Genomic DNA, 22,809 nt, shown 5'->3' on the forward strand with positions numbered 1-22,809 from the left:
CGAACTGCTCGACGCGGTGCGGCGGGAGGTCGGCGGCCCTGTGGCGGACCTACCGGTCTGCCCGGGGCGCAGGCATGGCGGCGGTCGGCCCCAGCCGGGGATCCGCTGCGCGGGCAGCCCGCCGAGCTTCTGCGACTCCTGGCCCCGCCTCGGCAGGAGCCCGAGCATGCCCACGCCCCGTCACCTTCACTCACGAACCGCTTACGGCACACGTGAGATGCAGAGGATCTGCTCAGGGGTGTCACACATGCTGCACATCCCCCTTCCAAAGTCTCGTTAGCGTTACGGCTCGATCCCACGTGCGAACGTGACCAGGCCACGGCCGGCGAGCCGTCGGCACAGCAAGATCGGGAAGACCACATGGACTACTGCTCCTCGTGCCGTAGGCACCTCAACGGCGCCTTGGTCTGCCCGGGGTGCGGCGCCTACGCCCCGGACATCGACCCCTCCGCCGCCGACGGCCGTACCGGCCCGGCCCCAGGGGAGTACCCGGCCGCCTCCGGCGCATGGCGCGACGGGAGCGTGTGGGACGACGGGAGTGTGTGGGAGACGAACCGCGCCGACACGCGTGAGTTCCCTCTCGCGTACACCGGCTCGTCCGGCGGCCACGAGACCCTGGGCACCGACCCGTCCGGGGGGCACGAGAGCCCGGACACGGACCCGTCCGACGGACACGAGGCCGCCGGCGCCACCGGGTCCGACGGTTACCAGGTCCCGCAGCAGGGGCGCGCGGCGCGGCGTCGTCAGATGGCCCGCTGGAAGAAGAGCCAGCGCCGGGCCGTGGTGGCGACCGCCGTCGCACTCGTCGGCGGCGGTCTCACCGTCGCCGCCATGAAGGGCGACTCGACRCACGGCGTGCAGTCGGCCACGGCGCCCGAGGACACGACCATGGGCGGCGCCGAGGGACAGGCGCCGGCGTACACCGAACCGACGTCGACCCGGCRCGACACCCCGCGGTCCTCGCCCACGCCCACCACTCCGCCGCGCACCGACCGCGCCGCGCAGCGCGAGCAGCAGCCCCGGACCACCGCTCCCCGCAGCACCCCGGCGGACCCCCGGACGGACGCGGCCGCCGCRCCCCGCGAGCTGCCGAAGACGACGCAGCCGAGGGCCACCGTCCCGAACACCGTCGACACGGTCACCGGCAGCGCCGAGAAGTCCACGTCGACGGCGACCGAGCAGACGAACCCGCCCGCCGCCGACACCGGCTCCGACACGCAGCCCGCGTCCCCCGAGACACCCCCGTCCGCGGCGAGCACCACTCCGCCTCCCTCGACCTCCGACTCCGGCGCCAATTCCAAGGAGCTCTGCCTGCTCGTCATCTGCCTGGGCTGAGACGCGCGAGGGCGGTAGCCGAAAACCGGAGGCCGAAAACCCGTGGCCGCACCGCGGCCGCCCTCGTACCTTCGGGCGCATGGCAGACGAGTGCTTCCGGCATCCGCGGCTCGCCGCGGTGTACGACCCGCTCGACCCCGACCGCGCCGATCTCGAACCGTACCTGCGCATGGCGGAGGAGTTCGGGGCGCACCGGGTGCTCGACATCGGCTGCGGCACGGGCGTGTTCGCGCTGCTGCTGGCGGAACGCGGCGTCGACGTCGTCGGCGTCGATCCCGCCGGGGCATCTCTGGAGGTGGCGCGCGGCAAGCCGGGCGGTGAGCGGGTGCGGTGGATCCACGGCGATGCGACAGCCCTGCCGCCCCTGACCGCCGACCTCGCGACGATGACCGGCAACGCCGCCCAGGCGGTCGTCGATCCCGAGGACTGGCGCAGGACCCTGCGAGGGGTCCGTGAAGCGTTGCGGCCCGGCGGCCGTTTCGTGTTCGAGACCCGGATTCCCGCCCGCCGCGCCTGGGAGGAATGGAACCGCGAGGCCACGCACACCGCGACGGACGTCCCCGGTGTCGGCGCCGTCGAGTCCTGGGTCGATCTGCTCGACGTGAGCGGACCGCTGGTGACGTTCCGGTGGACCTACGTGTTCGCCTCGGACGGGCAGGTGCTGACGTCGGACTCGACGCTGCGCTTCCGCGAGCGGGAAGAGGTCGAGGCGGAACTCGTCGCCCAGGGCTATGCGGTGGAGGGCGTGCGCGACGCGCCCGACCGGCCGGGCCGGGAGTTCGTGTTCGTCGCACGGCGTCCGCGAACAGCTGGCTGACGCGGGCCCTGCCGCCTCCGCGCGAGCGGAATCCGCCCGTACAATCCTCGCGACCAAATCGGGGGCGTCATCAGCGGGGGAGTCCGCGTGGAAACCATCATCGTGCAGTTGCCCGGCCCCACACAGTGGGGTGCGGACGAGACGGGCAGGCCCGAGCTGATCCATCTGGGGCCCGGGGACATCGCCGACTTCGGCCGCGGCACGCCCGGCGGCGCGGGGGTGCGCATCGTGCTGACCGACCCCGGGATCTCACGCCGGGCCGGGCAGCTGGAGGCGGCCGGGGACTACTGGCGGCTGTCCAACTTCAGCCGCAGCGTGTCGTACGTCGTGGAGAACCTGGAGGGAGCCGGCGAGTACCTGACCGTCGCCCCGGGGCGGCTCGGCGCGCCCGTGCCGTTCGAGTTCTCGCGCGTGGTGCTCCCGGCCCTGTCCGGCACCGCGACCTTCAAGGTGTTCGCACCCCAGCACGCCTACCTCGGTGAGCAGTCCGCGCAGGGCGGCGGTGAACAGACCGTCCACCCCTTCGCCCTGGACCCGACGTCGAAGTACTTCCTCGTGCTGGTGGCCCTGTGCGAACCCCGGCTGCGCGACCCCTCCGACACGGCGCTGCCCGGGGTCGGGCAGATCGTGGAGCGGCTGCGGCCGCTGGAGTCCTGCCGGGACCTGACCCGCTCCGCCGTCAACTACCACATCGACTACCTGGCCTTCGCCAAACTGCGCCTGGACCTCGGCGAGGAGACCGCGACCGGAGCCGACGGCGGCCGCACCGGAGCCAAGCGCTCCCGGCTCGCCTCCGTCGCCCTGCGCTTCGGTCTCGTACGCGAAGAGCACCTCGGCCTGCTGCCGTCCCGCGGAGCCGGCCGTCTCACGCCGCAGGAGGCGGGCGCATGACGAGATCCGACGACGTCCCGGACGACCTGGAGATACCCGGACCGCCCCGCCTCCCGGAGGGTTTCCGGATCGAGGGCTGGGAGGTGTGCGCGGTCATCGGCTCCGGCGGCTGGGGGACCGTCTACGAGGCCCGCAGCGTCGCCGACGGCACGCCCGCGGCCGTGAAGGTGCTCCCGACCGGCGCCTTGGGGCCCGGGCAGCGCGCCGCGCTCGGGGAACTCGTCGAGCGTGAGGTCCGGTTCAGCGCCGAGGCCGATCACCCCCACCTCGTGCGGACCCACGCCGTGTGCACCGTCGAGGCACCGGAACTGCCCGCCCTGGACGGTGCCATAGCGCTGGTCATGGACCGTGCCGAGGCCAGCCTGAAGGAGGTCCTGGACGCCGCCGCCACCGGCGGGCCGATCGACGGCGCCGACCGCGTCCTGCGCGGAGTCGCCGCCGGACTCGCCCACATGCACGACGCCGGCTGGGTGCACGGCGACCTCAAACCCGCCAACGTCCTGCTCGGCCCTGGCGGGCAGGTGTGGCTGGCGGACTTCGGGCTGGCCACCGAACTCGACGGCACCCACGCCCATCTGCCGCCGCTCGGCACCCTCGACCACCTGCCGCCCGAGTGGTGGTCCCAGCGCACCGGCACCCAGGGCGCCGTCGTCCGGCCCACCGCCGACATCTGGGCCTTCGGCGTCCTCGCCCACCAGGTGCTCACCGGCGGCCTCCACCCCTTCCCGGGCGCCACGGCCCGGGCCCGCTCCCTCGCCGCCCAGGCCTACGCACGCGGCACCGCACCCCTGCGGCTCGACGCCGGCCTCGGCGACGACATGCGCCGGCTGATCGCCGACTGCCTGGCACCGGACCACACCACCCGGCTCCCGCACACGGCCCGTGGCATCGCCGCCCGCGTCGAGGACCTCACCGGCGATCCGCTCCGCCGCCGGCGGCGCCTGGTGCCGGCCGTGGCGGCCGGGCTCGTCGTCCTGACCGCCGCCGCAGTCGCCGGGGCGGCATTCCTCGACGGAGCCGGCGACACCCGGGACGACGACCGCGACCGAGGCACTCCGGCTGCCGTCACCGGCGCGCGCAGCCCGGTGCCCGGTGAGATCCCGGAGGACTCCGACGTACCCGAGGCGCTGCGTCCCGTCATCGCCCGCGCCGCCCACCGCTGCACCGACGAGGAGATCACCCCCGCCCTGCTMGCCGCGCTCCTCAAGGCCGAGAGCGGCTTCGACGCCGACGCGGCCCGCCCGGAGAGCGAGGAGTACGGCATCGCCATGTGGACGCCGTCGGTGTTCCGGGCCTGGGCGGTGGACGGGGACGGCGACGGCGACAAGGACCACATGTCGCCACCGGACGCGATCGCCACCATGAGCCTGTACGTGTGCTGGCTCGACCAGCGCTTCAAACAGGAGGGACTGCCGAAGAAGGACCTGCCCGCGCTGGTCGCGGCCGGCTACCGCACCAGCGACCGCACGGTCATCGAGGAGGGCGGCGTCCCCGCACGGGTACGCCCGCACGTGGACAAGGTGCTGGGCTATCTCGCCGAGTACGAGCGCTGACCTCCGGATGTGCGCGAGCGGTGGGCCGGACCCGTCAGGGCCCCGCCCACCGCTCGTCCCCCGTTCCCGTCACGGCCGCGGCGAGCCGCACTCCGGGACGTTCGGCAGCCGGTTGTCCGGCGAGCTGACGTAGATGTTGGAGATGTAGCCGCCGTACTGGGGCAGATAGGCCCACCACTCGTTGGTGTAGGGCGGCACGCTGACCACCTGACCCCGGGTCTGGCAGCCCACCAGCACCTCGACCCCGGCCGGGAGTTGGGTGACCCGGGCGTCGCCCGTGGCCGGGCCCTTCCGTACGTTCACGAACTCGCCCCAGGTGCCGAACCAGGACCCCGTCGGCCGCGCCCCGCCCGGCACGTTCAGCGAGCGGGTCAGCCGGCCGAGGTCGGTGTAGGCCTTCCCGTACGACGTGCCGGCCGGATGCAGCGTCAGCACGGCCACGATCGTGCGGTCGTCCGCGCCCACCGTGCCGGTGGTGTGCAGGGCCGGGCGGGTGAGGTCCACGCCGGCGGCCGCCCGGGCATCGGAGGCGGCGGCCGGCTCCGCCTCGGCAGCCGCCCCCGATGCGCCGCAGGTCCCCTTCCCGTACTCCCCGGACCAGCCCTGCTTCACCGCCCAGGGGCGGTCGAACGAGCCCGCGATGCCGAAGTGCTGGTCGAAGCGGTCCGAGGCGCAGCGCGTGGAGCGGCGCAGGTTGTCCATGACGAAGTCGCGGACGGGGGCGGGCGCCTTGTCCAGGATGTAGCGGTAGACCGCCACGGTGTCCCGGGCCGAGAGGGCGGTGTAGCCCCAGTAGCCCTCGTACCCGGCGGGCGGCGGCGCGGTGTCGCGCAGACCGAGCCGGGTGCTCATCCGGTCGATGATCGCCGAGCCGCCGTACTCCGACCAGTAGTGGTTCGCGGCCTTGTCGTCGCTGCTGCGCAGCATCGGTTCCAGCCGCGCCCGGTCGGCCTCCGGGATCGTGTAGCCGGGCCCGCGGTTCCACAGGAAGTCCAGGGTCAGCAGCAGTTTGACGACCGAGGCGGAGCGGAACCGCGCGCTCTCGTCGGCCTGTTCGGTGAACGTGCCGGTGCGGCGGTCGAAGACCGCGACGCCGGCGGTGACACCGTCCGGAATCTGAGCGCTTCTGGCGGCCTGAGCGGTCGTCCCCGGCCGGGGGAGTGCCGCCGCGCCGCCCGGCAGCGCAGCGACCGTGACGACGGTCGCGAGCGCCGCGGCGGCGCGCAGGAGTATGCGCATGGTTGCCCTTCCTGGTCGCCGGGAGCCCGGTGCCCGGTCGGACGGTTGTCCGGCGGAGCCTTGGTCCCGCGCCGACACCCTAGGAGCCCGAGCGGTGCGGCCGGTCCTGACGAATGTCAGGGCTCCCGAAAACGAGGTGACCTGTGGCGAACGAGGCGACCTGTCGCGTTCGACCCTGATAAGTGTCAGGTGTCGCAGCTGCGGTGACGCCCGTACGGTCACGACCGGAACACCCGCCGACACACGAAAGAGGGCTCATGAGCCGCCGATCGCTCAGGACACTGCTGGCCGCCGGGGGCGCCGCCGCGGTGATGGCGCTTCTCCCGACCTCCGCCCAGGCCGCGCCGTACTCGGGAGGCAACTACGGGGCCTACGGGAACGAGGGGCAGTACCCCACGACCACCTACTGCTCGGGCACGTTCCGGCAGATCGGGGCCACCAAGTACGCCGAAGGCATGGCCCTGAAGTACTTCTACTCCGACAAGTGCGGCTCCTTCGCACGCATCGAGAACTCCCGGCCCGGCTGCGTCGCCGTACTCCACCGTTCCAACAACGGCGTGGGACGTGTCGACGGCTGGGTCTCCGAAAGCGTCGACCCCGGCATCACCTACGCCTACACGCAGATGGGCAACAACCTCCACGGCCGCGTCTCGCGCGCCGTGCTCTCGTGCGACGGCCACGACCTGACCGAGACCGGCTGGTACTGAGCACGAGCCTGTGCGGGCCACCGGTCTCCCCGTGGCCCGCCACAGGCGTGTGGAGGGGAGGTGCGTCAGCAGTCCGGGACGCCGGCGATCTTCTGGCCGCCCCGGATGTACAGGTTGTTCACCCAGGCGACGTCGCTGCCCGAGAACTCCATGACGGCGGTCCACCAGTTGTTCGTGCCGACGGCCGGGTCGTGCACGGTCTGGCCCTGCTTCTGGCAGATGGCGTCCGCCCACCACTGCGAACGGACCGCGAGCCGCGGGGAGTCGGTGGTCGGCTCCTGGCGCAGGTTGACGTCGGTGGCCCAGATGTAGACGTCGGTGAGAGTCGGGTCGCCGCCGTTGGCGACGGCCGGGGCCGCCTGGGCCGTGGTGGCGAGGCCGCCGACGGCGAGCGCGGCCGCGGCGAGGCCCATGGCGGTACGGCTGATCATGCGCTTCATGTGTCTGTCCCCCGTAGGACGATGGTGAGGATGGTGTGGTCGGGAGTGGTCGTGATCCGGGTCAGCAGCGCGCCGAGGCGGGCAGGTCGCCGTACTCGTTGCCCTTGAGGTACACGGCGCTGACGTAGCCCTCGAGGAGCTTCACCCAGACGTCGTTGCTGTAGCCGTTGTCGACGATGCGCTGGCCGCGGGTCCAGCAGTAGGCGCCGAGCGGCTGGCCCGCCGGAACGGTGGCCAGGATTCCGTAGGAAGTGCCCGGCCCGTAGCGGACGTTGACGGTCTCGTACGGTACGACCGCGTACGGCGCGGCCATGATGCGGGCGCCGCCCTGCTCGCCAGCGGCGGAGGCGGCTGCGGTCCCCGCGGTGAGCGGGCCGAGCAGTGCGAGCGCCCCGGCGCCGACGAGCGCGGCCCTGGCGAAGATGCGAGTGGACATGTCGAGTTCCCCCTGAGGTGTGGCCGACGCTCAGAACTGTAGGGAGAGCCGGGGCGACGCGGTCCCTGACAATTGTCAGGGTCCTGCGGGACAACAGGGGTACGAGCGAGGGTAGTTGGCCCCGCTGGGCGTGGGCGGCGCGATACGGCCGAAAACCGCTCGACGACCGCAACCACCTCTGCCTACGATCCACCGCGCGGCATCGCGTGCCGGTCACCGTCCGGGTGAGGCATGGAGGTGCCGCGGAGATGCCCGTGGAGGCATTCAACCGTGTCAGTCGAGTTCAATCACACCATCGTCCTGTCCCGTGACCGGGAGAAGTCCGCTCGTTTTCTCGCGGAGATCCTGGGTCTGGAGGTCGGGGCACCGGCCGGGGTGTTCCTGCCGGTGACGACCGCCAACGGCGTCACGCTGGACTTCCTCACCATCGACGCCGACATCCCCATGCAGCACTACGCGTTCCTCGTCTCCGAGGAAGAGTTCGACGAGGCTCTCGCCCGGCTCGTCGCGGCCCGGATCCCCATCCAGGCCGACCCGCACGGCAACCACCCGGGCAAGATCAACCGCCACGACGGCGGCCGGGGCGTGTACTTCCTCGACCCGGCGGGCCACGGCCTGGAGATCATCACCCGTCCGTACGGCACGGACCCGTCCTCGCCGCTGAACGGCGTCACGGAGGACGTGCCCGGGGCCGTCTGAGCCGGCCCGGGCCGGGGACGGGGCGACGCCGCTCCCGTCCCCGGCCCGGGGACGGCGTGATTCAGCCGCCGTCCTTCAGCGCCAGGGGAGCCGGCTCGGAGCCGGTGTCCGGCGTGTGGTCGCGGCGGGGGAGCAGGACAGGGGTGAAGAGGAGGAAGACGCCGGCGAGGGCGATGGCCGTACGGGGGCCGGTCAGGTGGGCCAGCAGGCCCCACAGGGCGGTCACGGCCGCTGTGGTGGCCTTTCCGGTCGCCGACCAGGCGGACAGGGTGCGGATGACCCGGTCCGCGGGGGTCCGTTCGAGGCGGTACGTGGCGAACACCGGGTTGAACACGGCACAGCAGGTGATCAGCCCGAACTCGACCACCATGACCAGCGCCAGCCCGGCCGCACCGGGGCCGACGAAGGCCGGCCCGAGCGACCAGCACGCCCGCAGCACCCCCGCGGTGAGCATGACCCGGTGCCGTCCGAACCGTGTGACGAGCCGTGGTGCCAGGCGTGAGCCGAGCAGGCCGCCCGTGCAGGGCACCGCGAAGGCGAGCGCGTACTGCCAGGGGGCGAAGCGCAGATCATCGACCATCAGGACCATGAGCGGGGGAGAGGCCGCCATGATCAGGGAGTTGGCGAGGACCGTGTTGAAGAACAGCGGGCGCAGCGCCGGGTCGGCCAGGATGTAGCGCCAGCCGTCGAGGAGATCGCCCGCCCGGGGCCGGGCTGCGCCGGACGCGGGCCGCACTGGGTGTTTCTCCTCGCCGCCGATCGCCCGGAGGCCGAACGCCGAGAGCAGGTAGCTCACCGCGTCGGCCACCACGGTCGTCACCGGACCGAACAGCCCGATCGCGGCCCCGCCCAGCGGCGGCCCGACCATGCTGGCCGTCCAGGTCGTCGCCTCGAACCGCCCGTTCGCGACGAGCAGGTCCCGCCGCGGCAGCAGCCCCTTCAGGAACGCCCCGGCCGCCGCGTTGAAGGTGATGTCGGACGCCGCGACGGCCACCGACACCAGCAGCAGCTGGCCGAAGCTCACCCGGCCCAGGGCGAACGCCACGGGGATGCTCAGCAGCACCGCGCACCGGATCAGGTCCGTCGCGATCATCACCGGCCGTTTGCGGCGGATCTCCACCCACGGCCCGAGCGGCACCGACACGGCCGCGCCGACCGCCGGTCCCACCGCCGCCAGCAGCGACACCTGTGTCGGTCCGGCATCCAGCACGAGGACCGCGATCAGCGCGAACGCGTCGAACGCGAGCCAGGTGCCGGCCGTGCTGACCGCGTACGCACCCCACAACCACCCGAACCGCCGCCCCAGCGACCGCCTGCCCGCCATACCCGGCGCACACCCCCAGCTCCCGCGGACAACCCGGTGTTGACCGGCAGCCATCCAAGCGGGCGCCGGGACGCCCGGGCAAACAACCGTCCGTCACCCCAGCCACAACCAACCGTTGTGACACACGGAGAGACGGGCGGTCCCACCCCTGCGCCGTCTCAGCCCCGTGATCCCGCTCAGCGCTGGTAGAGCCCCACCAGCGTGCCGTCCGCGATGCGGCGCTTCTCGACCTCCTCGTGCACCTGGTCCGCGCGGGGCGCGTCGGGCAGGACGCACGGTTCGGACAAGGCGTACAGCCGGAAGAAGTAGTGGTGTGCGTCGTCCCCGGGCGGGGGATGCGGACCGCCCCAGCCACGCTGCCCGTAGCCGTTCACGAGTTCCGTGCCGCCCGGTGGGCAGTGCCCGGCCTCGACCCCGTCGCTGTGCGGGTCGATGCCGACCACGACCCAGTGCGCGAAGGTGCCCGACGGGGCGTCGGGATCCTCGCAGAGCAGGACCAGTTCGGCCGCGTCGTCCGGTACGCCGCCCCAGGTCAGCGGCGGAGAGACGTTCGGTCCCTCGTACGCGTACCGGCGCGCGATGAAGGAATGGTCGTTGAACGCGTCGCTGCGCAGTTCGATGCCGGTCATGTGCCCCGGGGTACCCCCGGCGAACCACCCGGACACACGGTTCACGGCCGTTTCCCCCGGGTACCCGGGACACTTCCCGAACGAGGTAGGGGACGGAGGCCACGAGCATGTCTCCCCTGGCAGAAGACCGCGCGGCGGATGCCCGGGAGGACCGCCGCGCCCCCGCTCGCACCGCACGGCTGCGCAACCGCATTCCCGAGCCCGACGAGGAACCCGACCTCCTCGGCCAGTACCTCACACAGATCGCGGCGACACCGCTGCTCACGGCGGAGGACGAGGTCCGGCTGGCCCGGCGGATGCAGGCCGGCGTGCGGGCGCTGGAGGAACTGGAACGGGCCGACGCCGGTGAACTCGATCTCGCGCCGGAGCGGCGCGGGCAGCTGGAGGAGGCCGCCCGGGACGGGCAGGCCGCCAAGGACCGCATGGTCCGGGCCAACCTCCGGCTCGTCGTGTCGATGGCCAAACGGCACGCCCACCGGGGGCTGCCCCTGCTGGACGTCATCCAGGAGGGCAACCTGGGGCTGATCCGGGCCGTGGAGAAGTTCGACCACACCAAGGGCTTCAAGTTCTCCACGTACGCGACCTGGTGGATACGCCAGGCGATCGAGCGGGGCCTGGCCGCGCACGCGCGCACCGTGCGGCTGCCGATGCACGTCGTCGAGCAGCTCCAGAAGGTGGCCAAGATCGAACGGCGTCTGCAACTGGACCTGGAACGCGAACCGAGCATCGAGGAGGTGGCCCGGGAGAGCGGCCTCGCCGCCGACAGGATCGGCTGGCTGCGCCGCGTCGGCCGGCAGGCCGTCAGCCTCGACACGCCCGTGGACGAGACCGGCGAGACCGTGGTCGGCGACCTCATCCCCGACACCGAGGTCCTCCAGGCCCCGGAGGTGGCCGAGTACCAGGCCCTCGCCGAGGAACTGCGCGAGGCCGTCGGCACGCTGGCGCCCCGCGAGGCCATGATCCTCAGCCTCCGCTACGGCCTGCACGACRGCCACACCCGCACCCGCGACGAGGTCGCCCGCCGCGTCGGCCTGACCCGCGAGCGGGTACGCCAGCTGGAGAAGGAGTCCCTGGCCCGGCTGCGGGCGCCCGAGAACCGGGAGCGGCTGGTGGCCTGGGCGGGCTGACCTCCCGGCTGCGGCTGGTGGCCTGGCGGGCTGTCCCCCGGCTCCGGCTGGTGGCCCGGGCGGACTGACCTCCCGGGTCATGCGGTGTCACCGGACCGGCCGACCGAGCCGCCACCGGTTCATCCGCGCGTCAACGCCAGCGAGCCGTCCGGCTCCAGCGTCACCCCCACCCCGCCGCTGATCCGGTCGAGCGTCGTCCGCAGCCACGCGCGGTCCGCCCGGGACGCGGGCTCCAGTCGCATCCGGCGCGCCCGCAGCGGCACCATGCGCAGCCCCGCCAGTCGGCCGCTGTCCACATCGACCGAGGCGAGGAACGCCAGCCGCAGGTCGTCGCGGTACTCCTCGTATCCGGTGATGCCCTCGTAGTCGTCGACGAAGTCGCCGCAGCCGTACAGGATCAGCCGGTCCCGGTACACCTCCAGCGGGCGGGGGTGGTGAGAGGAGTGGCCATGGACGACGTCGACCCCGCCGTCCACCAGGGCGTGCGCGAAACGGACCTGCTCCCGGGGCACACGGAACCCCCAGTTCGTGCCCCAGTGCACGGACACGACGAGCATGTCACCGGCCTGTCGGGTCCGCCTCACATGCCGCAGCACGGAGTCGGCCGCGGCGGGCGAGAGTTCGGGCACGTACGCCACACCGGGCAGATCCGCCGTGGCCGCCCAGCCGGGCGGGATGCCGCTGGAGCGCGCCCCGAGGGCGAGGACCAGCAGGCGGCGGCCCCCGGGGAGGGGGACCACGGCGGGTGCGTACGCCTGCTCGGCGTCACGACCCGCACCCGCCGTCCGCAGTCCCGCCCGGGCCAGCGCGTCCAGGGTCTCCAGCAGGCCCGGGCGGCCGAAGTCCAAGACGTGGTTGTTGGCGAGGACGGTCACGTCGGGCCGGGCCACCGCCAGGGCCGGCAGGTTGGCCGGGTGCATCCGGTAGTGGATCTCCTTGTCCGGGGCGAACGTGTCGCCGGACGTCACCGACGTCTCCAGGTTCACGATCCGGGCGTCCGGGCCGGCCTCGTCCAGCACCCGCAGCGCCTCGCCCCACGGCCAGGACGGATCGACGGGCGCCGGCACCGGGCCGTGCGCCGACTCCGCCAGCCGGACGTAGGACCGCGCGTCCTCGACGTACGCCTCCCGCAGTGCCGGATCACCGGGGTGCGCCAGAATCTGGTCGACGCCGCGCCCGAGCATCACGTCACCGCACAGGAACAGCGTCACGACGCCGTCGCCCACACCTCCACGGTAGGGGCACCCCGGCCGGCGGGGTCAGGCGTCGACCGTCACCGCACACGACCACCCGTACGGATCCGGCCCGATCCGCATCTCGTTCCACGCGACGGCCACCGGAACCGCCCCGGTGATCTCCACGTCCGCGAGGCCGGTGACCGCCAGCCGCACGTCCAGGCCGCCGTCGGCCTCGTCCGCCTCCACGTCCACGGGCACCTGGCCGTACTCCTCCAGCCGGAAGATGATCTCGTCCAGCAGCGAGGCGAGCAGGTCGTCGTCGCTGGCCGCGGCCAGCCGCACCCGGTCCACGGCGGTCGGACGCACTCCCGAGACGTCCGCGAAGCACTCCACCATCGCCAGGACGGCCTCCGCCAGACAGTGCTCCCGGCACGCCGCCCACGCCTCGATCCTGATGTGCTCCGGATGCGGCACCGCCCGGTGCCCGCACTCGCCCGCCTGCCGTCCCTGCCCGTCGTCGCCCCTGTCACCGCCCATGAACATCGACTGCCCGAGGCTCGCGCCCCCATGCAGCGACCGGCCCGGTGCGTCGATCAAACGGGCTCGTCCGCGAGGTACGGCGGCGCCGGGTCGTACTGGATGTAGCGCCGTACGGCCCGCGCGTGGTCACGGCCGTGCAGTCGCCCGACCAGCCACAGCGCGCTGTCGATGCCGGCCGAGACGCCCTGGCTGGTGATCAGGTTGCCGTCCACGACGTAGCGGGCGTCCCGGACGACGGTCACGTCGCCGAGTGCCTGGAGAGTGTCCTCGTGGCTCCAGTGGGTGGCCACCCGGCGTCCGCGGGCCGGCCCGGCGGCGTGCAGGAGGAACGTGCCCGTGCACACGCCGTGCACCCATGCGGTCTGTCCGGCCGTCTTCCCGATCCAGTCGGTGACCACCGGGTTGTGCGGCTGGACCTCCCGCGCTCCCCGGCCGCCCGGCACGTGCAGCACGTCCAGGGGCGGATGGTCGTCGAGGGTGTGGTCGGGCAGGACACGCAGGCCCTTGTTGCAGCGCACGGGCCCGGGGTGCTCGGCGATGAGCACGGCCGAGTCGGCGCCGTCGCGGAGCCGGGCGGAGACGGTGAAGACCTCCCAGGGCCCCACGAAGTCGAGTTCCTCGGCGTCCTCGAAGACCAGCAGGCCGTATGTCGTCATACGGGTTCCCCTTTCTGTGAGACGTGGTGAGCGCTGCTACGAGACGTGGTGAGCGCTGCTACGAGACGTGGCGAGCGTCGGCGGGTTCCGCGGTGGAGCGGAAGCGGGCGCGGTAGTCCGACGGCGCGATGCCGAGCCGCCGGTGGAACGTGCGGCGCAGGGTCTCGGCGGTGGCGAAGCCGTAGCGGCGGGCGATGGCCTCGACCGGTTCGTCGCCCTCGGTGAGGGCAAGCTGCGCCGCCTCGACGCGCACCCGCTCCACGTACGCGGCCGGCGGCACGCCCAGTTCGGCGGCGAAACGGCGCTGGAGGTGCCGGGGGCTCAGCCCGGCGTGCGCGGCGAGCCCGGCGATGTCGTGCCGTGCACCAGGATCGGCGTGGATCGCGGTGACGGCGGCCCGCACCGGGTCCGTCGCCGGCTGCCGCGACCACAGCGCCACGCTGAACTGCGACTGGCCGCCCGGCCGGCGCAGGAACAGCACGAGCTGCCGGGCCACCGCGTGCGCGACGTCCCGGCCCAGATCGTCCTCCACCAGGGCGAGCGCCAGATCCATGCCGGCCGTCACACCGGCCGACGTCCACACCCGCCCGTCCCGGACGAAGATCGGTTCACAGTCCACCCGCACCTCGGGGTGCTCCCGGGCCAACTGCTCCTCGCGGGCCCAGTGCGTGGTGACCCGGCGCCCGTCCAGCAGCCCCGCCGCCGCCAGCAGGAACACCCCGCTGCACACCGAGGCCACGCGCCGGGCACCGGCCGCCGCGGCGGCGATCCAGGAGACCAGCGCCTCGTCCTGCCGGGCCCGGTCGACACCCCGGCCGCCGACCACCACGAGCGTGTCGATCCCGGCCGGGCCGAGGTCCGCCACGCCGTGCCCGGCGTGCACGAGCAGCCCGCTGCCCGACCTGACCGGTCCCGCCCGGGGCGCCACGACCTCGCAGGCGTAGTCGTCGCCCGCGCTGCGGAACACCTCGTGCGGGCCGGTGAGGTCGAGCGGCTGGAAGCCGTCGAAGACGACGAAGACGATACGGCGGTCGGTCACGTCTCCACACTCCTCCGGCCCGCGCCATGGCGTCAACGACACACATCCCACAGATCGCGCCATGCCGGATCCGGGACGGCTGCCGCAGTGTGGGTAGGCGGGCGGAAGGACCCGGCAACCGGGTGCGAACGGCCCCCGTGAATCCGGGAACTGGGGGAGAGGAGGCCCCGATGATCTCCCAGACGGTCACCGTGCCCGCCGACGGCGCCGCGCTCACCGGCGATCTGACCGTGCCGCCGGCCGCCCGCGCGGTCGTGCTGTTCGCGCACGGCAGCGGCAGCTCCCGGCACAGCCCCCGCAACCGCGAGGTCGCCGCCGGCCTGCGCACCGCCGGACTCGGCACCCTGCTGATCGACCTGCTCACCGAGGACGAGGAGCGGCTGGACGTCCGCACCGCCGAACTCCGCTTCGACATCCCCCTGCTGGGCCGCCGGCTGGTGGCAGCCATCGACTGGCTGGCACAGTCGCCCGGCACTCAGCGCCTGCCCGTCGTCCTGTTCGGCGCCAGCACCGGCGCGGGCGCGGCCCTGGTCGCCGCCGCCGAACGCCCCGACCGGGTGCAGGCGGTCGTCTCGCGCGGAGGGCGGCCCGACCTCGCGGGCGACGCCCTGGACGCCGTGCGGGCTCCGGTACTGCTGCTCGTGGGCGGCCGGGACCAGCAGGTGCTGCGGCTCAACGAGGAAGCGGCCCGACGGCTGCACGTCCCGCACACCATCCATGTGGTGCCCAGAGCCACGCATCTGTTCGAGGAGCCGGGCACGCTCGGCCAGGTCACCGAGGTGGCCCGGCAGTGGTGCCACGACCAGCTGAGGACCGCGGCGGGCTGACGGCGGCCCGCGTCAGCCCGTCACCGGCAGGTCGATGCGCAACCGGGCGCCCTGCCGCAGCAGTTCCCGCTGCACGAGCCGGTACGGCACACCCCGCGGCCCGTGTCCGTGACGCACGGTCAGCGCGGCGCACACGCCGGCCGCCTGCCCGGTCGCCATCGCGATCGGCATGACCCGGTACGACGAGTGCGCCACGTGCGTCCCCGAGATGCAGCGGCCCGCCACCAGCAGCCGCTCCGTGCCCTTCGGCACGAGGCAGCGCAGCGGGATGTCGTAGAAGCTGCCCGTGGGCACCCGCTTCAGGACCGTTCCGGAGCCGCGCGGGTTGTGGATGTCGACCGGGTAGGCGCCGTGCGCGACGACGTCCGGGAAGCGGCGGGCGGCCAGGATGTCGTGGCCGGTGAGGTGGTAGTCCCCGACGACGCGCCGGGTCTCCCGGACGCCGATGTGGGTCCCGCTCTGCACCACGTACGACTCCTCGAAGCCGGGCACGCGGGTGCGCAGGAAGCGGTCGATCTGCGCGAGCTGGTGCCGGGCGGTGTACTCGGCCCGGGTCAGGTCCCACACGCTGGTGCCGAGCACCCTGTTCACGCGGGTGCTGTTGACGCTGACCTCGCGCGGATGCGGCGTCGCGAAGAACAGGATGTCCTCGCGCGGCAGCCGCAGATCACCGTCGGCCCGGGCCTCCTCGACCAGGTCCCACAGGCCGTGCACCCCGCGCCACTGGTCGGGATGCTTCCGCACGTACTCCGCGAAGTCCGGCCGGGCGAAGTCCGCCACCCGGAACATCAGCGTCATCGGCTGCACCAGCCCGTCCTCCGGCCGGCCGATCTCGTACGGCGCCCCGCAGGCCGCCGCGACGTCACCGTCGCCCGTGCCGTCCACGACCACGTCGGCGTCGATCACCACCGGCCCCGACTTGGTCTCGAACACCACACGCCAGCCGTCGTCGAGGCGCAGCGCGGTGGAGGCGAAGGCGTGGAACAGCATCCGCACGCCCGCCTCGTCCATCATCTCGAGCAGGACCAGCTTGAAGAGCTCCGGGTCGAAGGGGACCGTGTAGCCGGTCCTGGGGGAGGGCTTCAGACAGCCGCCACGCCCCATGAGCCGGTCCAGCAGCTGCCACAGCACGCCCTGGACGACCGGCTCGCCCTCGCCGTGGTCGGTGGGCAGCAGCCGGGCCTCGTCCCCGGACTCGGTGAACGTGGCCTGCTTGTGCTCGTTGTGGAACGACATCAGCGGCATGACCAGGGCCGCGGTCGCGTTGCCGCCCAGGAATCCGTAGCGCTCCACCAGGACGACCTCGGCCCCGGCGTCGGCCGCCGCGACCGCGGCGGCGAACCCGGCCGGGCCGCCGCCGACCACCAGGACCTGCGTCCGGCCGCCGTGCTGGGCGGGCCGTTCGGGCAGGGTGACCGTGCGGGGCTCGCGCGGTTCTTGCAGGATCGGCATCGGTGTCCTCCCGCGGGCGGGGCCTCGGCGTCGGCGTCACACGCCCAGCGGACGGGGTTCGGCAGTGGGCGGATGCGGTGGTTCTGCCTGCGGGTCCAGGAGGGGAGCGGTGCCGATGGCCGCCTTGGTGCCGCCGTCGACCTCGTCCAGCAGGACTCCGCAGCGGGCGCAGGTCTCCAGGGCCTGCGTGGACAGTTCCCGGACGCGGGAGTGCAGCTCCTCCCGGCGCTCCGGGTACTCGTCCCACAGCCGGTCCACCTCCGCCAGCAGCAGCCCGGCCTGCTCCCGTGCCACGCCCACCAGCGCCGGAGCACCCATCCGCCGTGCGAAGTCGAAGACCTTGCCGGAGTAGGGCAGCGGCAGCACCGGCAGCCCGGAGAGCGCCGCGAAGATCACGAAGTGCAGGCGCATGCCGACCGCCAGGTCCAGATGGCGCATGAAGCCGAGGACCTGACCCGGGCTGTACGAGCCGTGCAGGATCCGCCCCTTGTCGGGAGCGGTCATGTGGGACAGCACGGCGTGCGCGTGCCGCACGTCGTGCCGCTCCATCGGCAGGAACACCACGTGCGCGTCCAGCCGGCGGACGAGGAAGTCGGCGACGTCGGCGAGCAGCGCGTGGTAGTCGCCCTCGTCCAGCTTCTCGGCCGCCCGGCCCGGCTCCCGTACCGACATCCCCACCAGACGCGAGTCGGTGGGCACGCCCTCGTGGCGCATCATCTCCTCGGTGAACGGCTCCGGCTCCAGCAGCAGCGCCGGATCGGCGGTGACGACGACGTCGCGTTCGACACCGACCTCCTCCAGCACCAGCTTGGACTCCTCGTCCCGCACCACGACGTCGTCCATGTCCGCCAGCACGTTGCGCACGGCCTCCCGGTCGTCGGCCTCGCGCAGCGGGCCGGCGCCGATGGCGTAGGCGAAGGTACGGATGCCGCGCTCCTGTGCCGCCCGGACGAGGCGCAGATAGCGGCGTGCCTCACCGTCGAAGAGGAGCCCGCCGCCGCCGAGGACCAGGACGTCCAGCGAGGCCAGCGCGTCCAGGACGTGGTTGCGGCTGACACCCTCCCAGTCCACCACCTCGTCGGCGCCCGGGTGATGGACCCGGGTGTGCTCGGCGTTGCGGCTGAAGACGACCAGCCGGGCCTCGGGCCGCTGAGCGCGCAGACAGCGCAGGACACAGGTCAGGATCGACTCGTCGCCGATGTTGAAGCCGCCGTACGAACCCAGCACGCCGATGCGCGGGCCCGACCGGGCGGGCTGTGGATGAGAAGGGGCAGTGGTCATCCGGGTGCTCCCGTCGCGTCGGAGTCTGCTCAGTGGCCTGGTGTGCCGGTCGTGCGGAAAGGACCGTGCCGTACGAACGGTTCGTGCCGTGCGCACGGTCCCGGGTTGCCTGAGCCGCACGCCCGGAAACACCCCGCGTTCCGAGTGTGACGGAGGTCCGGAAAGTGCGCATTGTCCGGTAGGTGAGGTGTGCATTGTCCGGTGGGCCGGGGGGTACGCGGGAGCCGGACCGGCCGAGGGTCCTCTCCGTGCGGGAAGCAGAGGTGACCGTCATGCGGTTCCGTGATCGCCGGCAGGCCGGCGGGGAACTGGCCGAAACACTGCGTACCCGGCAGCGCGAGGGGGCGCTGCCCGATCCCCTCGTCCTCGCCCTGCCCCGCGGCGGGGTCGCCGTGGCGCGCGAGGTCGCCGCGGCGCTGGACGCCCCGCTCGACGTGCTCGTCGTACGGAAGATCGGGGCGCCCTCCCAGGAGGAGTTCGGCGTCGGCGCGATGGCCGGGGACGAGGTGCCGCTCCTCGACGAGGACGCCATGCGCCACCTGCGCCTCAGCGAGGCCGCGCTCGCGCCCGTCATCGAGCGGGAGCGCGTGGAACTGCGCCGCCGCGAGGCGCTGTACCGGCAGGGCCGTCCCGCACCCGACCTGCGAGGACGCACCGTGATCGTGGTCGACGACGGCCTGGCGACCGGTTCCACGGCCCGGGCCGCGCTGCGATTCGTCCGCCGTCAGGCGCCTGAACGGGTGGTGCTGGCCGCGCCGGTGTGCTCCCCGGAGGCGGCCGAGCTGATGCGCGCCGAGGCCGACGAGGTGATCTGCCTGCACCAGCCCGCCGCGTTCATGGCCGTGGGCCTCTGGTACGAGAACTTCGACCAGCTCACGGACCAGGACGTCCTGGAGGCCCTGCACGCACAGCTGTGACCAAGTGTTCACCTTTCAGGTGTGGCGGAAATCAGCCACGTCGGACAACGATGTGCCATCCCCACACCTGTAACAGGAGCACCAGTGAACGTCTCGCTATCCGTGTGGCTGCTGACCGTGGCAGCTCTGTGCCTGCTCGTCGCCGTCGACTTCTTCATCGGCCGCAAGCCCCACGACGTGTCCGTCAAGGAAGCCGGTACGTGGACGGTGGTGTGGATCATCCTGGCCGTGCTGTTCGGGCTGGGGCTCTGGTACTTCGGTGGGAGCGGGCCCACCGGTGAGTTCTTCGCCGGTTACATCACCGAGAAGTCGCTGAGCGTCGACAACCTCTTCGTGTTCGTCCTGATCATGGGCAAGTTCGCGGTGCCCTCGCAGTACCAGCAGCGGGTGCTGATGGTCGGCGTGCTGATGGCCCTGGTGCTGCGGGCCGGCTTCATCGCGGCCGGCGCGGCGATCATCTCCGCCTTCTCCTGGGTGTTCTACATCTTCGGAGCCTTCCTCATCTGGACCGCCTGGAAGCTGATCCAGGACGCCCGCAAGCAGGACCACGAGGAGGAGTACCAGGAGAACAAGCTGCTGAAGATGGCGGAGGATCGCTTCGGCGTGGCCGACCGCTACCACGGCACCAAGCTGTGGATCCAGGAGAACGGCAAGCGGGTCATGACCCCGATGCTGGTCGTGATGCTCGCGATCGGCTCCACCGACGTGCTGTTCGCCCTCGACTCCATCCCCGCGATCTACGGCCTGACGCAGGACCCGTACATCGTGTTCACCGCGAACGCCTTCGCCCTGATGGGGCTGCGCCAGCTGTACTTCCTCATCGGCGGCCTGCTGAAGAGGCTGGTCCACCTCTCCTACGGCCTGTCGATCATCCTGGGCTTCATCGGCGTGAAGCTGGTGCTGCACGCCCTGCACGAGTCCGGCGTCCACGTGCCCGAGATCAGCATCCCCTTCTCGCTGAGCTTCATCGTGCTGGTCCTGGCCGTCACGACGATCACCAGCCTGCGGGCTTCGAAGAAGCAGGAGGCCGAGGCCGAAGAGGCGAAGCGGGCCACCGGGTCCCGGTAGGTCCGCCCAGTCGGGGACGTCAGACGACGCCGTCCGCCCGCAGGGCCGCCACCTCCTCCTCGGTGCGGCCCAGCTCGGCGAGGATCGATCCGGTGTGCTCGCCGACCGCCGGTACGGGGTCCATCCGGGCGGGCAGGCCCGCGAGGTCGGCCGGCGGGAGCAGGGCCTCCACCGTGGCGCCCGGCACCGCGACCTCGGTCCAGCGTCCTCGGGCGGTCAGCACCGGGTGGTCCAGGAACGCGGCGACGTCGTTGACCCCGGCGCAGGCGATGCCGATGGCCTCCAGGTCCTTGAGGATCTCCTCGGAGCCGGAACGGGCGAAGCGGGCGGCGACGATCGTGTTGAGCTCCTCGCGGTGTGCGACGCGGTCGGAGGCGGTGGCGAAGCGCGCGTCGCCGACCAGCTCCGGCCGGCCGAGGAACTCGGTGCACAGGGCCGCCCACTCCCGCTCGTTCTGGATGGAGAACAGCACCTCCTTGCCGTCGGCGGCCTCGTACGTCCCGTACGGCGCGATGGTGGCGTGCTGGGTGCCGAGGCGCGGGGGCTGGGTGCCGCCGTGCCGGGTGTAGTAGGCGGGCTGGCCCATCCACTCCGCCAGCGCCTCGAACAGGGACACCTCCACCGGGTGGGCCTCGCCGGTGACGGCGCGGGTGTACAGGGCTGTGAGGATGCCGCTGTAGGCGTACATCCCGGCGGCGATGTCGGCGACGGAGATCCCGGTCCGGGCGTTCCCCTCGGGGGTTCCCGTGAGGGACACCAGCCCGGTCTGGCACTGCACCAGCAGGTCGTACGCCTTGCGGTCGGCCCAGGGGCCGGTCGTGCCCCAGCCGGATATCGTGCACGGGATCAGACCGGGGCGGCGGCTGGTCACGGTGGCGGCGTCCAGACCGAGCCGGCCGGCGGCGCCCGGGGCGAGGTTCTGCACGAACACGTCGGCGCCGTCGAGGAGTTCGTACAGGATCTCGCGGCCCCGTGGGTCCTTGAGGTCCAGCGTGAGGGACTCCTTGGACCGGTTGAGCCACACGAAATAGCTGGAGTGGCCGTGCACGGTCGTGTCGTACCGGCGGGCGAAGTCGCCGCCGCCCGGCCGCTCCACCTTGATCACACGGGCGCCGAGGTCGGCGAGCTGCCGGGTGGCGTAGGGCGCGGCCACGGCCTGCTCCAGGCTGACCACCGTGACCCCGGCCAGGGGATACCGCTGCACGCTCATGCCTCATGCTCCTGAACCTCGTACCGGACGGCGCCCGGACAGTCTCTCCCAGCGACGGCTACGGCCGGGCCAGGTGCCGCACGACCAGTGCCAGTTGCAGCCGGAGCCGGCCCTGCGGGGTGCGCACCGGCCAGCCGAGCAGGTGCTCGGCGTGGGCCAGCCGGTCCTGGAGCGTCGAGTGGTGGACGTTGATCTCGGAGGCGGCCGCCCGCAAGCTCGCCGTGTACGCGACCGCGTGCAGCGTCGCCGACAGCCAGGGCGTGGTCGCCACGGCCGTCTCCAGGGCACGGACGTCGGGCGGCGGTTCGGCACCCGGTACGACGAGATCGGCGAGGAGGGCGATGCCGCCCAGCTCGTCGGCGTACACGACCCGCGGCCCGGGGTCCTGCGGCGTGCCCTCGGCGGTGAAACGCAGGGCGGTACGCGCCTCGGCCCACGACCGGGGGAGCTCCAGCACGGGAACGGCCGACCCGACACCGAGCCGTCCGACCGCGCCGGCCTCCGCCCCGGTGGGCACGACGCGTGGCCGGTCGTTCAGCGGGGCGAGAGCCCGGGCCGGGACCGTGGGATCCAGGCCGAGGCGGCGAGCGGCATGCAGCCGGGCCGGTTCCGGTGCCGTGCCGTCGAGGAGGGTCTCGACCAGCGCCGGATCATCGGCCGGGGCCCGTCCGCGGGTGCGGTCGAGAACGAGCCGTATGGCACCGGCGGCACGCTCGAGAATCACCGCGTCGACCACGCTCGGCGCGACCCGGCCACGCCCGACCTGGCCGCCGCGGGACGCAGCCGTGCCCCGGTCGGTGTCGACCATGCGAGACGTCGTCCTGTCGCGATCCGTGTTCCCGGCGCCTGCCGCCGACCCGTCAGGGGCGGCGCTGATGACGCTGGGCGCGGTCCTCGCGCGGTCCGCGTTCACTGCCCCCGGTACCGACCTGTCAGGGGCAGCGTTCACGACGCCGGACGCAGACCCGGCATGGTGCCTGTCCATGGCGTAGGGCGCCGTTCCGGCGTGGCCGGTATCGATGACGCCGGATGCCGCCTTGGCGCGGTCCATCTCCACGGCGCCCAGGGCCGACCCGTCGGGGGCTGCGTTCACGACGCCGGACGCAGACCCGGCATGGTCCGTGCCCATCGCGTGGGACGCTGCCCCGGCACGGTCGGTGTCGACCACGCCGGACGCAGCCCTGGCACGGTCCGGGTCCATGGCGCCCGGCGTCGACCGGGCAGGAGCAGGGGGCATGGCGCCTGGCGTCGACCGGGCAGGAGCAGGGGGCATGGCGCCCGGTGTCGCCCCGGCAGGAGCAGGGGGCGTGGCGCCCGGTGTCGCCCCGGCAGGAGCAGGGGGCGTGGCGCCCGGTGTCGCCCCGGCAGGAGCAGGGGGCATGGCGCCCGGTGTCGCCCCGGCAGGAGCAGGGGGCATGGCGCCCGGCGCCGCCCCGGCAGAGGC

General features: G+C 73.0%; 22 protein-coding genes and 1 pseudogene. 10 read left to right on the top strand and 13 right to left on the bottom strand.

Features of this window, described 5'->3' with window-relative positions; all coding sequences use genetic code 11:
* Positions 1-360 precede the first annotated feature (360 nt).
* The 4 genes from CA983_RS00830 to CA983_RS00845 all read left to right on the top strand — a co-directional run bounded on the left by CA983_RS00830 (position 361) and on the right by CA983_RS00845 (position 4,596).
* Positions 361-1,335 (top strand): SCO2400 family protein, encoded by a 975-nt coding sequence (locus tag CA983_RS00830; protein ID WP_086598908.1) that lies wholly within the window; start codon positions 361-363, stop codon positions 1,333-1,335.
* A 79-nt stretch (positions 1,336-1,414) separates the two neighbouring features.
* Complete coding sequence (locus CA983_RS00835) at positions 1,415-2,152, top strand: class I SAM-dependent methyltransferase (protein WP_086598909.1); 738 nt, start codon at positions 1,415-1,417, stop codon at positions 2,150-2,152.
* A gap of 87 nt (positions 2,153-2,239) precedes the next feature.
* Positions 2,240-3,043, top strand: coding sequence for a serine/threonine protein kinase (locus CA983_RS00840; protein WP_086598910.1), 804 nt, complete (start codon positions 2,240-2,242; stop codon positions 3,041-3,043).
* Positions 3,040-4,596: a serine/threonine-protein kinase gene (locus CA983_RS00845; protein WP_086598911.1), complete on the top strand. Its 1,557-nt coding sequence runs from the start codon at positions 3,040-3,042 to the stop codon at positions 4,594-4,596. The genes CA983_RS00840 and CA983_RS00845 overlap by 4 nt, the downstream gene beginning before the upstream one ends.
* A 69-nt stretch (positions 4,597-4,665) precedes the next feature.
* On the opposite strand, the gene CA983_RS00850 is transcribed toward CA983_RS00845, so the two are convergent.
* The gene (locus CA983_RS00850) at positions 4,666-5,835 is read right to left on the bottom strand and encodes an SH3 domain-containing protein (protein ID WP_086598912.1); all 1,170 of its coding nucleotides are present in this window, start codon (positions 5,833-5,835) and stop codon (positions 4,666-4,668) included.
* 257 nt (positions 5,836-6,092) lie between these two features.
* On the opposite strand from CA983_RS00850, the gene CA983_RS00855 reads away from it, so the two are divergent.
* Positions 6,093-6,542 (top strand): hypothetical protein, encoded by a 450-nt coding sequence (locus tag CA983_RS00855; protein ID WP_086598913.1) that lies wholly within the window; start codon positions 6,093-6,095, stop codon positions 6,540-6,542.
* Positions 6,543-6,607: 65 nt separating this feature from the next.
* On the opposite strand, the gene CA983_RS00860 is transcribed toward CA983_RS00855, so the two are convergent.
* Together CA983_RS00860 and CA983_RS00865 are read right to left on the bottom strand one after the other, a co-directional pair.
* On the bottom strand, positions 6,608-6,982 hold the full coding sequence (locus CA983_RS00860; protein ID WP_086598914.1) for a peptidase M23: 375 nt from the start codon (positions 6,980-6,982) through the stop codon (positions 6,608-6,610).
* A gap of 61 nt (positions 6,983-7,043) precedes the next feature.
* Positions 7,044-7,418 (bottom strand): SH3 domain-containing protein, encoded by a 375-nt coding sequence (locus CA983_RS00865; protein ID WP_086598915.1) that lies wholly within the window; start codon positions 7,416-7,418, stop codon positions 7,044-7,046.
* Positions 7,419-7,688: 270 nt separating this feature from the next.
* Between CA983_RS00865 and CA983_RS00870 the strand changes: the two genes are divergently transcribed.
* Positions 7,689-8,117, top strand: a complete 429-nt coding sequence (locus CA983_RS00870; RefSeq protein WP_086598916.1) for a VOC family protein — start codon at positions 7,689-7,691, stop codon at positions 8,115-8,117.
* A gap of 61 nt (positions 8,118-8,178) precedes the next feature.
* Here CA983_RS00870 and CA983_RS00875 read toward each other — a convergent pair whose 3' ends face one another.
* Both CA983_RS00875 and CA983_RS00880 read right to left on the bottom strand, forming a co-directional pair.
* Entirely contained in the window at positions 8,179-9,441 is a 1,263-nt protein-coding gene (locus CA983_RS00875) for an MFS transporter (protein WP_086598917.1), read from the bottom strand.
* 176 nt (positions 9,442-9,617) lie between these two features.
* Entirely contained in the window at positions 9,618-10,070 is a 453-nt protein-coding gene (locus CA983_RS00880; RefSeq protein ID WP_086598934.1) for a YbhB/YbcL family Raf kinase inhibitor-like protein, read from the bottom strand.
* Between the two features lie 107 nt (positions 10,071-10,177).
* Here CA983_RS00880 and CA983_RS00885 point away from each other — a divergent pair, with 107 nt between their 5' ends.
* Positions 10,178-11,197 (top strand): sigma-70 family RNA polymerase sigma factor, encoded by a 1,020-nt coding sequence (locus CA983_RS00885; protein WP_086598918.1) that lies wholly within the window; start codon positions 10,178-10,180, stop codon positions 11,195-11,197.
* A 119-nt stretch (positions 11,198-11,316) separates the two neighbouring features.
* Here the strand turns inward: CA983_RS00885 and CA983_RS00890 are convergent, their stop codons facing one another.
* From CA983_RS00890 to CA983_RS00905, 4 genes are read right to left on the bottom strand one after another with little or no spacing between them, the layout of a single operon-like run.
* Positions 11,317-12,423, bottom strand: a complete 1,107-nt coding sequence (locus tag CA983_RS00890) for a CapA family protein (RefSeq protein WP_086598919.1) — start codon at positions 12,421-12,423, stop codon at positions 11,317-11,319.
* A 33-nt stretch (positions 12,424-12,456) separates the two neighbouring features.
* Entirely contained in the window at positions 12,457-12,912 is a 456-nt protein-coding gene (locus tag CA983_RS00895; protein WP_086598935.1) for an archease, read from the bottom strand.
* Between the two features lie 56 nt (positions 12,913-12,968).
* A complete protein-coding gene (locus CA983_RS00900) occupies positions 12,969-13,571 on the bottom strand; it encodes a DJ-1/PfpI family protein (protein ID WP_086598920.1) in 603 nt (200 codons plus the stop codon).
* Between the two features lie 58 nt (positions 13,572-13,629).
* Entirely contained in the window at positions 13,630-14,610 is a 981-nt protein-coding gene (locus CA983_RS00905) for a GlxA family transcriptional regulator (RefSeq protein ID WP_086598921.1), read from the bottom strand.
* A 170-nt stretch (positions 14,611-14,780) separates the two neighbouring features.
* On the opposite strand from CA983_RS00905, the gene CA983_RS00910 reads away from it, so the two are divergent.
* A complete protein-coding gene (locus tag CA983_RS00910; protein ID WP_086598922.1) occupies positions 14,781-15,437 on the top strand; it encodes a dienelactone hydrolase family protein in 657 nt (218 codons plus the stop codon).
* Positions 15,438-15,449: 12 nt separating this feature from the next.
* On the opposite strand, the gene CA983_RS00915 is transcribed toward CA983_RS00910, so the two are convergent.
* On the bottom strand, positions 15,450-16,889 hold the full coding sequence (locus tag CA983_RS00915; protein ID WP_086598923.1) for an FAD-dependent oxidoreductase: 1,440 nt from the start codon (positions 16,887-16,889) through the stop codon (positions 15,450-15,452).
* Positions 16,890-16,925: 36 nt separating this feature from the next.
* Entirely contained in the window at positions 16,926-18,170 is a 1,245-nt protein-coding gene (locus CA983_RS00920; RefSeq protein ID WP_086598924.1) for a polysaccharide pyruvyl transferase family protein, read from the bottom strand.
* Between the two features lie 272 nt (positions 18,171-18,442).
* Between CA983_RS00920 and CA983_RS00925 the strand changes: the two genes are divergently transcribed.
* Positions 18,443-19,087, top strand: a complete 645-nt coding sequence (locus tag CA983_RS00925) for a phosphoribosyltransferase (protein WP_086598936.1) — start codon at positions 18,443-18,445, stop codon at positions 19,085-19,087.
* Positions 19,088-19,171: 84 nt separating this feature from the next.
* Positions 19,172-20,155, top strand: coding sequence for a TerC family protein (locus CA983_RS00930; RefSeq protein ID WP_086598925.1), 984 nt, complete (start codon positions 19,172-19,174; stop codon positions 20,153-20,155).
* Positions 20,156-20,174: 19 nt separating this feature from the next.
* On the opposite strand, the gene CA983_RS00935 is transcribed toward CA983_RS00930, so the two are convergent.
* Both CA983_RS00935 and CA983_RS00940 read right to left on the bottom strand, forming a co-directional pair.
* Positions 20,175-21,365, bottom strand: coding sequence for a CaiB/BaiF CoA transferase family protein (locus CA983_RS00935; protein WP_086598926.1), 1,191 nt, complete (start codon positions 21,363-21,365; stop codon positions 20,175-20,177).
* A 58-nt stretch (positions 21,366-21,423) separates the two neighbouring features.
* A pseudogene (locus CA983_RS00940) lies at positions 21,424-22,110 on the bottom strand (helix-turn-helix domain-containing protein); the annotation flags it as partial.
* Positions 22,111-22,809: the final 699 nt, after the last annotated feature.

It is taken from the genome of Streptomyces swartbergensis (genome assembly GCF_002148965.1).
Classification (GTDB): Bacteria; Actinomycetota; Actinomycetes; order Streptomycetales; family Streptomycetaceae; genus Streptomyces; species Streptomyces swartbergensis.

Excerpts from the sequence above, each read along its gene's own strand:
- CA983_RS00895 (WP_086598935.1), bottom strand. The coding sequence starts at position 12,912 with ATGGGCGGTGACAGGGGCGACGACGGGCAGGGACGGCAGGCGGGCGAG.
- CA983_RS00860 (WP_086598914.1), bottom strand. The coding sequence starts at position 6,982 with ATGAAGCGCATGATCAGCCGTACCGCCATGGGCCTCGCCGCGGCCGCG.
- CA983_RS00850 (WP_086598912.1), bottom strand. The coding sequence starts at position 5,835 with ATGCGCATACTCCTGCGCGCCGCCGCGGCGCTCGCGACCGTCGTCACG.
- CA983_RS00910 (WP_086598922.1), top strand. The coding sequence starts at position 14,781 with ATGATCTCCCAGACGGTCACCGTGCCCGCCGACGGCGCCGCGCTCACC.
- CA983_RS00835 (WP_086598909.1), top strand. The coding sequence starts at position 1,415 with ATGGCAGACGAGTGCTTCCGGCATCCGCGGCTCGCCGCGGTGTACGAC.
- CA983_RS00865 (WP_086598915.1), bottom strand. The coding sequence starts at position 7,418 with ATGTCCACTCGCATCTTCGCCAGGGCCGCGCTCGTCGGCGCCGGGGCG.
- CA983_RS00925 (WP_086598936.1), top strand. The coding sequence starts at position 18,443 with ATGCGGTTCCGTGATCGCCGGCAGGCCGGCGGGGAACTGGCCGAAACA.
- CA983_RS00920 (WP_086598924.1), bottom strand. The coding sequence starts at position 18,170 with ATGACCACTGCCCCTTCTCATCCACAGCCCGCCCGGTCGGGCCCGCGC.
- CA983_RS00875 (WP_086598917.1), bottom strand. The coding sequence starts at position 9,441 with ATGGCGGGCAGGCGGTCGCTGGGGCGGCGGTTCGGGTGGTTGTGGGGT.
- CA983_RS00880 (WP_086598934.1), bottom strand. The coding sequence starts at position 10,070 with ATGACCGGCATCGAACTGCGCAGCGACGCGTTCAACGACCATTCCTTC.
- CA983_RS00855 (WP_086598913.1), top strand. The coding sequence starts at position 6,093 with ATGAGCCGCCGATCGCTCAGGACACTGCTGGCCGCCGGGGGCGCCGCC.
- CA983_RS00915 (WP_086598923.1), bottom strand. The coding sequence starts at position 16,889 with ATGCCGATCCTGCAAGAACCGCGCGAGCCCCGCACGGTCACCCTGCCC.
- CA983_RS00900 (WP_086598920.1), bottom strand. The coding sequence starts at position 13,571 with ATGACGACATACGGCCTGCTGGTCTTCGAGGACGCCGAGGAACTCGAC.
- CA983_RS00935 (WP_086598926.1), bottom strand. The coding sequence starts at position 21,365 with ATGAGCGTGCAGCGGTATCCCCTGGCCGGGGTCACGGTGGTCAGCCTG.